This window comes from Cognatundibacterium aquatile, assembly GCF_014699135.1.
Taxonomy (GTDB): domain Bacteria; phylum Pseudomonadota; class Gammaproteobacteria; order Burkholderiales; family Burkholderiaceae_D; genus Undibacterium; species Undibacterium aquatile.
Genome location: NZ_JACOFT010000002.1, coordinates 398,934 through 414,427, shown reverse-complemented (window position 1 = coordinate 414,427; position 15,494 = coordinate 398,934). Strand labels below are relative to the sequence as shown.

Below are 15,494 nucleotides of genomic sequence, written 5' to 3'. Positions count from 1 at the left end.
TTCGCCCACCAGATTTGATTCATTTAGAAAAACCAATTCCATTCGTATTTCAACCTTAGGAAGAGACATGAGCGCAGAATACAAAGTTGACGGCAGCATTGCCGTTATTACCCTGAATAATCCACCGGTCAATGGTCTGGGACATGCGACCCGCCACGCGATCGTCGAAGGCATGAAGCAGGCGCAGAATAACGATGCGGTCAAAGCCATCATCATCACAGGTGCAGGCAAAGCATTTTCCGGCGGCGCAGACATCAAAGAATTTAATTCTCCCAAAGCATTTGCTGAGCCCAGCTTGCATACGGTGATCAGCGTGATTGAATCGTCTGATAAACCAGTGATCGCAGCAATACACAGCGTCGCCATGGGCGGCGGTTTGGAATTGGCTTTGGGTTGCCACTATCGTGTCGCCAGCCCTGGCGCACAGATTGCGTTGCCAGAAGTGAAGCTGGGCATTTTACCTGGCGCAGGCGGTACACAACGTTTGCCACGCGTCGTCGGGCTGGAACTGGCGTTGAATATGATTGTTTCGGGAACGCCGATCGCTTCAGAAAAACTCGCGAAAACAGCGCTGTTCAATGAACTTGCTGAAGGCGATCTGATGGCAGCAGCAACCGCATTTGCGCACAAAGTGGCGGATGTGCGTCCGCTGCCTAAAGTACGCGACATCAAAATCGATTACCCAAACTACGAAGCCTTCCTGCAATTTTCCCGCAATACCGTACGCGCAATGTCAGGCCCATTCCCTGCGCCATTGAAATGCGTCGAAGCCGTGGCCGCTGCGGTAACGAAAAAGTTCGATGACGGTATTAAATTTGAGCGCGATTTGTTCCTGGAACTGGTACAAACAACGGAATCTAAAGCGCTGCGTCACGCGTTCTTCGGTGAACGTGCAGCCAGCAAGTTGCCGGATGTGCCGGATGACACACCGACTCGTCCGGTGAAATCGGTCGCAGTGATCGGTGCCGGCACCATGGGTGGCGGTATTGCGATGAACTTTGCCAATGCCGGCATTCCTGTACAGATTCTCGAAATGAAACAGGAAGCGCTGGACAAAGGTTTGGCAACGATACGCAAAAATTACGAAAACACGCTGAAAAAAGGCAAGCTGACGCAAGAGAAATTTGAGCAACGCGTCGCTTTAATTACTGGCACTTTGTCCTATGAAGCGATCGCTCAGGCGGACATGGTCATCGAGGCCGTTTTTGAAGATATGGGCGTTAAAGAGCAAGTATTCAAAAAGCTCGATGAAGTTATGAAGCCGGGTGCGATTCTGGCGTCCAACACATCAACGCTTGATGTCGATAAAATTGCTGACTTCACCAAACGTCCGCAAGACGTGGTGGGCACGCATTTCTTCAGCCCGGCCAATGTCATGAAGTTATTGGAAATCGTGCGCGGTAAAAAAACGGCGAAAGATGTGCTGGCAACCGTACTGGCGATTTCTAAAAAAATCAAGAAAACAGGCGTGGTTTCTGGTGTGTGCGACGGCTTCATCGGTAATCGCATGATCGAGCAATACAGCCGTCAGGCAGGATTCTTACTGGAAGAAGGTTGCACGCCGGAACAAGTCGATAAAGCCGTTGAAAAACTCGGTTTTGCGATGGGACCTTTCCGCATGGGTGACTTAGCGGGGAACGACATCGGCTGGTATATCCGCAAGCGTCGTTACGTGGAAAAACCACACATCACCTATTCAAAAACAGCAGATTTGTTGTGTGAGTTGGGCCGCTTCGGTCAGAAAACCGGCGCCGGTTGGTATGACTACAAACCGGGCGATCGCAAGGCTTATCCATCTGCCGTGGTGAATGACATGATCGTCAAACATTCTGCCGATCTGGGCATAGAGCGTCGCAAAATTTCCGATCAGGAAATCGTTGAGCGCCTGATTTATTCGCTGGTGAATGAGGCGGCGTACATTCTTGAAGAAGGCATCGCAACACGGGCTTCTGACATCGATATGGTGTATCTGACCGGTTATGGTTTCCCATTACACACCGGCGGCCCTATGTTCTACGCGGATACAGTCGGCTTGCCGAATGTGGTGCGGGCTATGGAAAAATATGCCAAAGGTCGCCACGGTGATGCGTGGAAACCAGCGCCATTGCTGGCAAAACTGGCAGAGGAAGGGAAGACGTTCAATTAAGTCTGCCGCCGTTGATTTCAAACTGAAGTATTTCAGTTTGAAATCCTGAACAAAAAGCACGATGTTGATCGTGCTTTTTGTTTTAGCAGACAAAAATGCTCAAAAAAGGGCGAAATATACTCCCCCCAGTATGTTTTAACCCCCATTGTTTCTGCGGAGATTAAGCGGTTTTATGCGGATACTCCCCCAAAAGCCTGAATAAGAAAAAAGACTTCAAGGCCGTAGTGAAAATCCTTCTGTTCAGCAATGTTATAATGCAAGGTTAATTCATATCATTTTGCAAAAGGTTTTTCCGTGCTATCTACCGCAAATATCACCATGCAGTTTGGCCCTAAGCCGCTGTTTGAAAATATCTCAGTCAAATTTGGCGAGGGCAATCGTTACGGTCTTATTGGTGCCAACGGTTGTGGCAAATCGACGTTCATGAAAATCCTCGGTGGCGATCTGGAGCAGTCTTCCGGCACAGTCATGCTGGATCAGAATGAACGTCTGGGTAAATTACGTCAGGATCAGTTTGCGTTTGAAGAAATGCGTGTTCTGGATGTCGTGATGATGGGGCATACAGAAATGTGGGCCGCAATGTCTGAGCGCGATGCGATCTATGCAAACCCTGAAGCAACCGACGAAGACTACATGAAGGCGGCCGATCTGGAAGCCAAATTTGCCGAATACGATGGTTACACCGCGGAAGCACGTGCAGGTGAGTTGCTGTTGGGTGTTGGTATCCCGACTGATCAGCATCAGGGCTTAATGAGCGCAATCGCACCGGGCTGGAAGTTGCGTGTTTTGCTCGCGCAAGCCTTGTTTTCTAACCCTGATATTTTGTTGCTCGATGAACCGACCAATAATCTGGATATCAATACCATCCGCTGGCTGGAAGACATTCTGAATCAGCGCAATTCAACCATGATCATTATTTCGCATGATCGCCATTTCCTGAATCAGGTCTGTACCCACATGGCGGATATGGACTATGGAACGCTGAAAATCTATCCTGGCAATTACGACGACTACATGCTTGCATCATCGCAGGCACGTGCGCAGCAAATGGCAAACAATGCGAAGGCCAAGGAAAAAGTCGCTGAGTTGCAAGATTTCGTGCGTCGCTTCTCTGCCAATAAATCGAAGGCACGTCAGGCAACTTCCCGCGCCAAGCAAATCGATAAAATTAAAATCGAAGAATTTAAACCATCGAGCCGCCAGAATCCTTTCGTGCGTTTTGATGGCGAGAAGAAGTTGCATCGTCTGGCAGTAGAAGTGCAAGGTCTGACGAAGGCTTACGATCGCACGCTGTTTAAGAATGTCGATCTGATGATCGAGGCGGGTGAGCGGGTAGCGATTATCGGTGCCAATGGTATCGGTAAAACGACTTTATTGCGCTGCATTGGTGGCGACGATATTGCTGGTTTGCACGCTGATCGCGGCACTGTTAAATGGGCCGAAAATGCGAACGTCGGTTATATGCCGCAAGATCCTACCGAAGAGTTCGCATCAGATAAAAATCTGACGGACTGGATTGGTCAATGGACGCAAGAGGGCGATGATGATCAGGCCGTGCGCTCTATCCTTGGACGCCTTTTGTTTGGCGGCGACGATGTGAAGAAATCAGTGAAAGTGCTGTCCGGTGGTGAAAAAGGACGAATGATGTACGGCAAGCTGATGTTGGGTCGTCACAATGTGTTGTTAATGGATGAGCCGACGAATCACATGGATATGGAATCGATCGAGTCATTGAATATCGCATTGGAAAAATATGCGGGAACCCTGATTTTCGTCTCGCATGACCGTGAATTTGTGTCGTCGCTGGCAACCCGCGTACTTGAGATCAAAGAAAATGAAATCATTGATTTCCAAGGTACCTACGAGGAATATCTGAGCAGTCAGGGGATTGAATAAACTACTGCGGCAGCGCACGTTGTGCAATAAAAAAAGCCGGGCTATCCCGGCTTTTTTATGTACTGATTACTTGTTACTAAAGTTGATTGCACTATCACGTAATAATGTATCGCTCTGCTGCACTTGTTCACCTTTGTATAGCAGGTAATCGAGTCTGTCCCGCAAGCTGCGCGCCATTTCCCTTCCTTTTGATTTCAGCACCGCTTCCAGATAAGGCTGCCGTAACTTCTTGAAATCATCCAATGTACCTGCACGCTCGACCTTCATCTGTAAGGTGAACCCGCGTAATCCAAGAACACTTTTAATTGTTTCGTTGAAGAAGGTATACACCTCGCGAAATTGTTCAGATTCGCTCATATCTTCAACCGCAACAGCGACGGGTGGAGGTAAGTCGCTGACGAGATTAATTTCAGGCGCAACAGCGACGGGCGCTTCCCCGGCTTTGCTGACAACGGTGATAAATTCCTGATCTAAAAGTTCCTGTACATTATTTTCATCAAACCCTAATGCGGATACTTTTTTCAATAAATCTGTGGCGCTTTGTTTTCCGTCCACCATCACCAGCAATGTGCGAAGACGGTTAGCCAAGTGATGTTTGCGGGTAGCGATTTCCTCGCGCCCTTTTTCTGTCTTATCGTAAATGCTGTTCAACATATTGAGCATCGGCCCCAAATCATTGTTACACCAGAATCAGTATCTGGAACTCAGCAAAAGAATACAACACACTTGCCGTCGATGCTACAGGTATTGAAGGGTGTAACGGATAAAACACCTGACAATGTCAGATTTTATGGATAGGAATGACAGGTTTAGAGTGTTGGCTCAATTGTGTGGGGCGCGATGTTTCATCGCAACTATGACACGATGAAGAGCAAGAACTAGCGCAGCTTTTTGCTGCGCCTTCAAAGTGACTGGCGAGCTTGGGATGGCGACCGCTCAGCTTGACGTGTATTTTTTTTCTGACAGACGCTGGCATCCATTTCAGCAGGAGATAGATCAACGCTGCGAATAAAATCAGAAAAGTGATTGCCATTTGTAACATGATTAAGCCCCGGTAAAGAATAGCGCCAATCGATACGTAATAAAAGACGCAATATAGGCAAGGCCAAATAAATACGCTGCCATCAATACAGGATATCGCAGGGTATTCGTTTCACGCTTTACCACACTCAAGGTTGCGATACATTGCGGCGCGAAGACATACCAAGCCAATAAAGATAAGGCGGTCGGCAGACTCCAGGATTGCGCAATAAGCGGCTCCAGCATGCTGCTAAGCTCGTCGCCGGATTGCGACAGGGCATAGACAGTGCCAAGTGCGGCAACGGCGACTTCACGAGCGGCAAGTCCTGGAACCAGTGCAATACAAATCTGCCAGTTAAATCCTATCGGGGCAAAAACGAATTCAAGCAGGCGCCCGAGATGACCGGCGATGCTGTAATAAATCGGCGGTTGCGTTGCATTTTCAGGTGCGCCAGGGAAGCTACTGAGAAACCACAGCAGAATCATTAACGCCAGAATGATGGTGCCCACGCGGGTGGTAAAGATTTTTACCCGTTCCCACAAACCTAATAATAAATTGCGCGTGTTCGGCAAGCGATAATCGGGTAACTCCAACATGAGTGAATGCAGCTCGGCTTTACCCCATTGATATTTAAAAAACAGAGCGACCAGCATCGCAGAAACAATGCCGGCAATATATAAGGCAAACAAGACTAAACCTTGCAGACTCAGAATGCCGAGTACTGTTTTTTCAGGAATAAAAGCCGCAATAATCAGAGCGTAGACTGGCAGTCGTGCAGAACACGTCATCAGAGGGGCGATCATGATGGTAACCAAACGATCTCGCGGGTTTTGAATTGTGCGGGTCGCCATGATGCCAGGAATGGCGCAAGCAAAACTGGACAACAAAGGAATAAACGCGCGACCGGATAAGCCTACTTTCCCCATAATTCTATCGAGCAAAAATGCTGCCCGGGGAAGATAGCCAGAGTCTTCCATCACGAGAATGAAGAAAAACAGAATGACAATCTGTGGCAGGAAAACCAGAACGCTGCCGGCACCGCCGATGACACCTTTGACTAGCAATTCTTGCAACATGCCTGCTGGCAGGGCTGATTCAACCAGACTGCCCAAACCTTCAATGGATGACTTAATCAATTCCATCGGTAACTGCGCCCAGGCAAACACAGCCTGAAATACCAAAAACATGAGACTGGCAAAAATCAGCGGGCCGAATACCGGATGCAATATCCATCGGTCTATGCAGTAACTGAGTGGGACATCTTCTTTGCCTGCATCTTTTACTTGCTGTACGCATGCGGCAATTAATGCATTCACGGCACGTTGAATTTCTTCTGGTGATCGTGTTAATGCAGCCGCTACGGGCGGAACATTATCAGTACCATCTAATGATTGCGCGAGTATTTCCAATTGACGAAGCAAGGCGTCAACACCTTCAGTTTCAACGGCAATCGTCTCAACAACAGGAATACTCAGTGCCGATGCCAATGCATTGATATCTATATTAATCTGGCGTTTTTTTGCCAGATCCATCATGTTGACAGCGAGAATCAGTGGTAAACCGAGGTCTTTAAGTTCAAAGGCAAGTCGCAGACCCCGCTTGAGATTGGTTGCATCCACGACGCAAAGAATGGCATCAGGCAAAGCTTCGTTAGTGCGCTGACCTTTGACGACTTCTTCTGTGATTTTCTCGTCGGGTGTGATCGCATTCAGACTATATGTGCCTGGAAGGTCAAGCACACTCCAGTGACGGCCATTTGGTGCCGTGAAGTGTCCTTCCTTGCGTTCTATTGTTACTCCGGCGTAATTGGCGACTTTTTGTCTTGCGCCAGTCAGTCGGTTAAATAAGGCAGTTTTACCGCAGTTGGGGTTGCCGACTAATGCAATGCGCTGTGGCTTAAGATGGTCAGTCATTACGCTGCCTCCGTTTTGCTGACGCCTATCAAGGCTGCCTCAAAATTCCGGAGGGCAAACGTCGACTCTCCGACCCGGACCGCAATGGGTTCGCCGCCAAAGTAACCTTTGTGCAATATTTTGATCTTCTCCCCATGAATAAATCCCAATTCCTTCAAGCGTCGGATGATATCTGTTGCCTGAATCAGATTGCTTTGGGCTGGCTGGAACAGATCAGTCACGATGGCGGCATCGCCGACGCGAAGATGATTCAGGGTGATCGGGGAGGGGGATACAGGCAAACTGCTCATGGCACCAGACGGTAATTGATGTGAAGTAACTCTAAATGATAATGAGAATATATATCAATATCGCAGTCTATTCAATCATTCTTCCGCGTTCTTCCTGCTATTGAAAGTGAAGCGATTGATTTTACTTGGTTAAATTGAATTAAATATTTCAGATAATATTAGCCGCTTCAGCGATCTGGCTTAGTTGTCGGGATGTCTTGTATGAGATGCTTGCTTTGGCTTTCAAGTGCCGGGTTGTCATTAAGATTTTCGTTAGACGTAACATCATTTGCCCTGGTTTTGATGAGCTCTATTATCAGTGCCTGTTTTTCCTCTTCAACCTGTCTTGTTTTTATTTCAGACTGCTTCAGTTGCTCAGTCAGCACGTCTTGCAACTTTGCTGAGACGGCAGCGGATGTCTGTAAACGTTGCGATTCCAGTTGAGCTACTGACAGATCCCTTTTGAGAATGAGATTTTCTTGCTTCGTTTCTTGCAAGAGAAAGTCTGTCTGATAATGCTTTATCTGAAGGGCTTCCAGATCTTCTTTACGCTTTTGCGCATTGTTGGCAATTTCAGCGTTAATTAATAGTAACTGCTGAATCTCTGCTTCCTGCTTTGTCTGAGTGCTTTCTAAAGTTTGATTATTTTTTCTGGCAAGTTGCAGCTCGCTTTCTATTTGTGTCATGCGAGCTTCGTAAGCTCTTCTGTCGTCGGCGCGTTGATTCGCTGTTGCGGTCTGGAAATGCTCAAACTGATGACGCATTGCCTCATTTTTCTGTTTTAACTCTTTGACTTCCTGACTTCTGTCGTCAAGCCGCAGCGTTAATCCTTCTTTTTCACTTTGCATGCCAGTGAATTTTAATTGAAGGGCTGAATATTTCTCTTCAATTGACCCCAGCTTTTCCTGTGTTGCTGCCAGTTGTGCCTCAAGAGTGATTTTGCTTGTAGTGAGAGACTCTATGAGGTCGCTAAGCGTTGCCTGCTGGGTCTTTGCGGCCTGAATCAATGCATCGTGCTCTGCGGTCAGCGCAATAATCTTGTTCTCGCAGTCGCTTTGCAGCTGCGCGTAAACTCCACGTACTGCATTCAGAATGGATTCAGGCAGGCCAGATTTGGCTGCCTGAGCTTCGTCCTGATGTTCCTCTTTCCAGCGTTTAAGCATGGGGGCAATGGTGCTTTTGCTCCCTGTGTCACCCATCATCTTTCGCACATTATCTACGGTGGCGGCTTCTCCTTTTGCCGCAAGTTCAGTGGCGGCTCGTGCAACGTCAGAATAAAGAATGCCTGCTCTTGCCATCACTCACCTCAATAAGATATTAAATTACGTAATACGTAATATTAAGATAAAAATTAAAAAAGTTCTTTTTATTTCTTAGAAATATAAGTATTGATAATGTATATTATCGAATGTTATATTTAAATTTAATCCAGTTTTCCCTGTTGCCTGTTACGAAATATGAATTCACTGCCAGAGTCAATCCAACTAACAGATAACATTTCTGAGCCAGGCAGGAGTACGCGGGCAGTGTTGCTGCCTGGTTCGCAAAATGGATCTTTGACTACCTCTGCAAAGCAACTGGCTGTATTTCTCGCGGCAGCAACGTCTGAGAACACCCGCCGAGCGTATCGGTCGGCCATCAGACATTTTTTGGAGTGGGGCGGACTGTTACCCACCGATGAGGCCAGCCTGGTTCGTTATATGGCAGAACATGCCGGGAAACTTAATCCTCGCACGCTATCTTTACGAATTACGGCGTTATCTCAATGGCATAAACACCAAGGTTTTCCTGATCCTTGCATTCATCCTAACGTACGAAAAATCCTGACTGGCATTACGCGAGTCCATGCGAAACCTAAAAAAAAGGCGAGGGCATTAGCTATCGAAGAGCTGGAGCGCATTGTGCTTTATCTCTCTGAACAGAGCGATATAAGAGCAATAAGGAACAGTGCTTTGCTGCAAATAGGCTTTTTCGGAGGTTTTCGTCGATCTGAATTGGTGAGTTTGCGATGTGAGGATGTGAAATGGGAAGCAGAGGGAATTACCCTGTTGCTGCCGCGATCAAAAACTGATCAGGCGGGGGAGGGAATCGTAAAAGCAATTCCTTATGGCGATAGCAGTTGTTGTCCGGCGACGGCGTTGAAACGATGGCTCAGTATTTCTGGTGTTTATAGCGGCGCAATCTTCAGGCGGATAGATCAGTGGAAGCATGTCGGCGAACAGGCTTTGCATGCGAACAGCGTGAATAAAATACTGACTGAATGCGCGACTGCAGCGGGTTTGGATTATGTCCCGGAATTCAGCAGTCATAGCTTGCGGCGCGGCATGGCTACCAGTGCTTACCGTGCCGGTGCAAGCTTCCGGGATATCAAGCGCCAAGGTGGTTGGCGTTTCGACGGGACTGTTCAGGGTTATATTGAGGATGCAGATCAATTCAAAGAAAACGCCATGCATAGTCTGTTACGTCAAAAGAAATAAACTCAATGCAAATCGCTGATGCCATAGCGGCGTTCTGACCCGATAACAAGGTAATACATTGATGATTTCTCGTGAATCATAGGAATTACCGAGATAAGCGGTAAATAGCTGTAACTCTTCTGCTATGATAATTGAGATGCTTTCTTGGTCTGGAAAGCAATTTTTCCGGTTGAACGATGCAAATAATAACAATGGTTTTGATTCTGCTGCTTGCTGTCACTGTGAGCAGCTTTATTGTCAGATTGTCTCCGGTCGCACTGCCATTGCCACTGATCCAGATCGCAACTGGCGCCATCATTGCCTCTTTTTCTCCATTTGATGTCTCGTTAGATCCGTCCATCTTTTTTCTGTTATTCATTCCTCCTTTGTTATTTCTGGATGGCTGGCGCATACCGAAAGAAGCTTTTTTTCTGGACATGAAGCCTATTCTGATGCTTGCCATCGGCCTGGTCATTTTCACCGTAGTGGGGATGGGATTTCTGATCGACTGGCTGATTCCTGCGATTCCCTTACCGGTAGCATTTGCCTTGGCAGCGATTTTATCGCCAACTGATCCGGTCGCTGTTTCTGCAATAGCGTCTAAAACACCGATTCCACCGAGGCTGATGCACATTCTTGAAGGCGAGTCGCTGTTAAATGATGCGTCTGGTCTTGTCTGTTTTCGTTTTGCTGTGTTGGCAGCGTTAACCGGGAATTTCTCCCTCGCTAAAGCATCCTGGACTTTCATGCTGGTGGCTGGTGGCGGTGCTTTGATAGGAATTGTGCTGACCTACACCATTAATCTGGCAAATCGTTGGCTGATACGACAAACCGGAGAAGAACCGGGCGTACAGATTATGATCAGCTTGCTGATCCCGTTCGCTGCTTACCTGACAGCCGAACATCTGAATACATCAGGAATTCTGGCTGCGGTAACCGCCGGAGTTACCATGCATTACTCTGATCTGACCGGGCACACTTTAGCGGCAACCCGCATGCAACGGCGCACTGTATGGGATACGGTGCAGATGATATTGAATGGCATCATGTTTATGCTGTTGGGTTTGCAGTTGCCGCGAATACTCGAAAGCATAGAAGAAATTGCGATTGATACCGGTATCGCCAGCCTTGCACATTTATCCGCGTATATTGTTTGCATTACTTTTGCACTGACGACTTTGCGTTTAATCTGGGTTTGGGCTTCGCTCAAACTGACTTTATTTGGCAAAAAGGGAAATGTCGCAGATAAAAAGTCTTTTCCACGGTTATTGCTGGTAACCGCGTTTGCAGGTGTGCGTGGGGCAATTACCCTGGCGGGTATTCTCACTTTACCCTTGACTATGTTAGATGGCACCGATTTCCCGGCTCGTGATCTGGTGATTTTTCTCGCAATGGGCGTTATTTTGCTATCGCTGATTGTCGCCAGCATTGCATTGCCTATCCTGGCTGCCGGCTTTGAGTTCTCCGAGCCGGTGGCGCAGATTAATAAGGAAACGGTCGCACGTAATGCTGCGGCATCTGCTGCAATCCGCCGGGTTGAAGATTTGTATCGTGGCATCCCCAATGATCAGCCTGAGAGCCTGGTGCAAATGGAAGCTGCAATGCACGTAATTGAGTTATATCGACGCCGCTTGGCACATGGGTTGCGGCAGAATGGCTCGTCACACCATATTCGGGAATTAGATGTCGAACGGCAGATGCGCATCGAAGCTTTACGTGCCGAGCGCGATCAACTGTATCAATTGCGGTTAAACAGGCAACTGGACGACGTCTTACATCGTCAGTTGGTGCATGAAATTGATCTGATAGAAACCGCACTGACTAAACAAAAACAGCACTAAACAGCACTAATGTGATGCATCGGTATGATTTCTTGTTTTAAGGCGGCGCCCAAAAAATCATTGACGGTCAGTTCCTTCTCAAAAAAATGAGTGACGGATAAAAAAATAGCCCGCTGTGAGCGGGCTAAAATCCAAACCTTGACGGTGTTGGAGGAGACAGGAATGACTTTACCGCATTGCAGCAAATATTCAAAATCAAATTTACAGATATCGATTATTCATTAATTTAATAACTCTGATCTTTGGGCTCACTTAGACAGGTAGTCGAGATTTTCTGAAATACGCGATTTTCGAACTAGGCAACGCCTGGGGTATTGCCCTTATCGACATGTTTTTGTGTGTGATAAAATCTCCTCTGTCGAAAAAGGTGGACCGGCGTGGTGAGCCCCGGTCAGCGTCCAACCATGGGACGCCAAATGCATCTGAAATTGTTTCGGATGACCACGGCGAGAGCGGACGTGCGCCGATTTCTCGTGGAGCCTTTGATCGACAAACGAAACGGTAAATCCCGTTTTCCCTCCAAAGTTTTCTTCACGGTAAGCACACGTCCTAATTCTGTTTATGGCTAATTCAATGGCCAAATATTAAGGACGAATCATGTCACATACTCCTGTTCTCATCGTTGGTGGTAGCCTTGTTGGTTTATCTGCATCTGTCTTTCTCGCTTGGCGCGGAATACCTCATATCTTAGTAGAAAAGCACTCCGGCAGCTCCACTCATCCGCGTGCCATGGGTTATACCGAAACCACGCTGGAGCACTACCGCACGGTTGGTATTGCCGACCGTATCCCCCAAACACCTCAAAATTTCCGCTTACGCCGCGTTAAGGCATCAAGTCTTGCTGGCGAATGGCAAGGTGAACAGGCTTGGACGCCCGGCGAAGCCGACACGCACAATACTGGACTATCACCCAATACGGGAGCGGCCATTGCGCAGGACAAACTTGAACCTATCCTGCGCATGGCAGCGCTCGAGTTCGGTGCAGATCTTCGCTACAGCACTGAGTTGCTACATTTCGAGGATCGTGGCGATAGTATTGTGGCGCAGTTACGGGATCGAAATGTTGGTCGAGATTATGCAATCTCAGCCGATTACATGATAGCAACAGATGGCGCCGACAGTCCCATTCGCGAACGTCTTGGCATTGCACGGGAAGGTGTGGGAAATATCCGGACAGTCCGCAGTGTACTGTTCAAGTGCCAGGAGGCGGATCAGTATCTCGCTAGTGGCGTTCAGCAGTTCGAGATCGAGCAAAAGAATTTACGGGCTTTTCTGACAACTTACAACGATAGCCGCTGGTTGTTAATGTTCATCGATGATATCGAGCGTAGCGATGATGAATTGCGCATCGCTATCCGTAGAGCTTTAGGGCGCGATATGGCTTTTGACATCATAACCACAGGTCGCTGGGAAATGGCTGGACGCATCGCCAGGCATTACAGGAAAGGGCGTGTATTTCTCGCCGGGGATGCAGCCCACCAGCTTCCTCCAACCCGCGGCGGCTTCGGTGCCAACACCGGGATTGACGATGTGTGGAATCTTGCGTGGAAACTTCAGCGAGTACTGGAGAGCAGTTCAAATGCGACGCTGCTCGATACCTACGATGACGAAAGACGTCCTATCGGATGGCTGCGGCATCAACAAACCTTTTCCCGGCCGGATTATGTGAAATGGGTGAATTCTGATTTCAAAGCCGATCCCTTGTTTAGTAACGAAGCCATGGAACTGGGTCAGATTGTCCGATCCTCCGCCGTGCTTGGCGCCGGACTAGAGCTTCCTCCCGCTGCATCGCCTACAGATTGGCAGGGACAACCTGGCACGCGAGCTCCGCATGTCTGGGTTGCAACAGCGGCAGGTGATGTGATATCCAGTCTGGATTTGCTCGGTAGAGAATTTGTATTGTTCGCAGTTGAGCCAGCTTGGCAAATGGCAGCCGATGCGATGAAGCTGAAATTTGTTCACATCAATCATGAAATTTGCTTTTCAGAACCGGATACATTTGCAGCGATATTCGGCGTCAGGCAGCAAGGTGCAGTGTTGATTCGCCCTGATGGCATTATTGCCTGGCGAAGCAATAATGCAGCCGAGGATGGAGGTGTTGAGGAGTTGAAGATAGCATTTAATCAGGTTGCCGCATCGCCGTGCTAATGAAAACTCTAAATAGCGAAACTTCAGACTGAATGAAACATTTTCATCCAATCAGCATGAATCTTTTATATTAAATAATTCGGACGGTCCGGTCTCTTGACCAGTAATTCTGAACAATCGTGACCGATTTTGGATAACGCAAGACCGGTCACGACTTAGTATCCATCACTTTAAAATTCTGAATAGTGGCAATTAATATTAAAAAAATTGCATATCGAATAAGTGTAATTTTACGATTTTAGGTATAACAAAAATTTCTGCACATTTTAGTGACAGTCTGATGTCGGTAAATTTCGAGAGTTTGACAGATTTTCATAGAGGAACTAATTTTCATACATCTCTGCAAAATGCAAATGTTCGTTAATTAGTTCCCAAAATGTTCGATAATTAGTTCCGAGCGCTAATTCAGCATCATTTGAACCCTTTTTAAATACCTTCTAAATTTCGCATAATTTATATTATGTTAAATAGAGGTTTAACGTTAATCAATGAAAAACACCTCGCTGCGAATGCAGAAAGGTGTTCATTAATTTCATACGCGTTCTATGATCATGGCAATCCCTTGCCCGACGCCGATGCACATGCTGCACAAGGCATAGCGTCCATTGGTGCGATGTAATTGGTACATCGCCGTTGTTACCAGGCGTGCACCAGATGCTCCCAATGGGTGTCCCAGTGCGATGGCGCCGCCGTTAGGATTGACGTGCGCGGCATCATCCGGCAAACCGAGATCACGCATCACCGCTAACGCCTGTGCTGCAAAGGCTTCATTGAGTTCAATCACATCCATTTGATTCAGCGTTAAATTCGCTTTCGCCAGCACTTTACGAATTGCCGGTGCCGGGCCAAAACCCATGATCCGCGGCGCGACACCGGCGGTAGCTACTGCGATGATGCGTGCCTTAGGTGTCAGGCCAAATTGCGCAATACCGGCATCCGAAGCCAACAACAGTGCGCATGCACCGTCATTTACACCCGAAGCATTCCCCGCAGTTATGGAGCCATCTGCACGCACTACGCCTGTCAGTTTTGCCAGCACTTCGAGACTAGTCACTCGAGGATGCTCATCCTGACTGAAAACGACTGGTTCGCCTTTACGCTGCGGCAATGCGACTGGAATAATTTCATCTTGAAATGCACCTTCTTTTTCGCCGCGAGCTGCGCGTAGCTGACTCGATAGCGCAAACAGATCCTGATCGGCGCGGGAAATGCCAAACTCCGCAGCGACGTTTTCTGCTGTTTCCGGCATGGAATCAATTCCATGCAAGGACTTCATTAAAGGATTGATAAAGCGCCAGCCGATGGTCGTATCTTCTATTTTTGCTGCACGTGAAAAGGCGCTGTCCGCCTTGCCCATGACAAAGGGTGCGCGCGACATGCTTTCTACGCCACCAGCAATCATCAGATCGCAACTATCGCTTTTTAACGCATTCGCAGCCACTCCCAGTGCATCCATACTGGAACCGCATAAACGGTTAATCGTACTACCGGGCACTTCCACAGGCAGCCCCGCTAACAGGCTTGCCATACGGGCGACATTCCGATTGTCTTCACCAGCCTGATTTGCACAGCCATAAATCACATCATCTACCCTGCTCCAATCCAGTGACGGATGGCGACTAATCAGCGCTTTAATGGGTAAGGCCGCCAGATCATCTGTTCTGACCCCGGATAAGGCTCCACCGTAACGGCCAAACGGGGTACGCACTGCATCACAAATAAAAGCGCTCTTTTTCATCGTGTCTCTGTCATTCCTTTGGTTTGTCTTTATATGCTTGCTACTTTTACCCACCGAGTTTTACGC

Annotated in this window: 10 protein-coding genes; 5 read left to right on the top strand and 5 right to left on the bottom strand. The window is 47.9% G+C overall.

Translation table 11 applies throughout. The features are described 5' to 3' along the window. The first annotated feature begins 67 nt into the window (after positions 1-67). Both H8K26_RS06205 and H8K26_RS06200 read left to right on the top strand, forming a co-directional pair. Positions 68-2,146, top strand: coding sequence for a 3-hydroxyacyl-CoA dehydrogenase NAD-binding domain-containing protein (locus tag H8K26_RS06205; RefSeq protein WP_190478152.1), 2,079 nt, complete (start codon positions 68-70; stop codon positions 2,144-2,146). 294 nt (positions 2,147-2,440) lie between these two features. Further along, entirely contained in the window at positions 2,441-4,042 is a 1,602-nt protein-coding gene (locus tag H8K26_RS06200) for an ABC-F family ATPase (protein ID WP_186883390.1), read from the top strand. 66 nt (positions 4,043-4,108) lie between these two features. Here the strand turns inward: H8K26_RS06200 and H8K26_RS06195 are convergent, their stop codons facing one another. The 4 genes from H8K26_RS06195 to H8K26_RS06180 form a co-directional block, all read right to left on the bottom strand. Further along, the gene (locus H8K26_RS06195) at positions 4,109-4,696 is read right to left on the bottom strand and encodes a hypothetical protein (RefSeq protein ID WP_190478150.1); all 588 of its coding nucleotides are present in this window, start codon (positions 4,694-4,696) and stop codon (positions 4,109-4,111) included. Between the two features lie 390 nt (positions 4,697-5,086). Further along, the gene (feoB, locus tag H8K26_RS06190; protein WP_190478148.1) at positions 5,087-6,976 is read right to left on the bottom strand and encodes a ferrous iron transporter B; all 1,890 of its coding nucleotides are present in this window, start codon (positions 6,974-6,976) and stop codon (positions 5,087-5,089) included. Continuing rightward, the gene (locus tag H8K26_RS06185) at positions 6,976-7,266 is read right to left on the bottom strand and encodes a FeoA family protein (protein WP_186883387.1); all 291 of its coding nucleotides are present in this window, start codon (positions 7,264-7,266) and stop codon (positions 6,976-6,978) included. Before H8K26_RS06185 ends, feoB begins: the two co-directional genes overlap by 1 nt. Positions 7,267-7,433: 167 nt before the next feature. Beyond that, positions 7,434-8,543 (bottom strand): DNA-binding protein, encoded by a 1,110-nt coding sequence (locus H8K26_RS06180; RefSeq protein ID WP_190478146.1) that lies wholly within the window; start codon positions 8,541-8,543, stop codon positions 7,434-7,436. A gap of 228 nt (positions 8,544-8,771) precedes the next feature. Here H8K26_RS06180 and H8K26_RS06175 point away from each other — a divergent pair, with 228 nt between their 5' ends. The 3 genes from H8K26_RS06175 (at position 8,772) to H8K26_RS06165 (ending at position 13,690) form a co-directional block, all read left to right on the top strand. Continuing rightward, a complete protein-coding gene (locus H8K26_RS06175) occupies positions 8,772-9,722 on the top strand; it encodes a tyrosine-type recombinase/integrase (RefSeq protein WP_317889254.1) in 951 nt (316 codons plus the stop codon). A gap of 176 nt (positions 9,723-9,898) precedes the next feature. Next, entirely contained in the window at positions 9,899-11,542 is a 1,644-nt protein-coding gene (locus tag H8K26_RS06170) for a Na+/H+ antiporter (RefSeq protein WP_190478142.1), read from the top strand. Positions 11,543-12,139: 597 nt separating this feature from the next. Next, a complete protein-coding gene (locus tag H8K26_RS06165; protein WP_190478140.1) occupies positions 12,140-13,690 on the top strand; it encodes an FAD-dependent monooxygenase in 1,551 nt (516 codons plus the stop codon). 532 nt (positions 13,691-14,222) lie between these two features. Here H8K26_RS06165 and pcaF read toward each other — a convergent pair. Continuing rightward, positions 14,223-15,428: a 3-oxoadipyl-CoA thiolase gene (gene pcaF, locus H8K26_RS06160; RefSeq protein ID WP_190478138.1), complete on the bottom strand. Its 1,206-nt coding sequence runs from the start codon at positions 15,426-15,428 to the stop codon at positions 14,223-14,225. Positions 15,429-15,494: the final 66 nt, after the last annotated feature.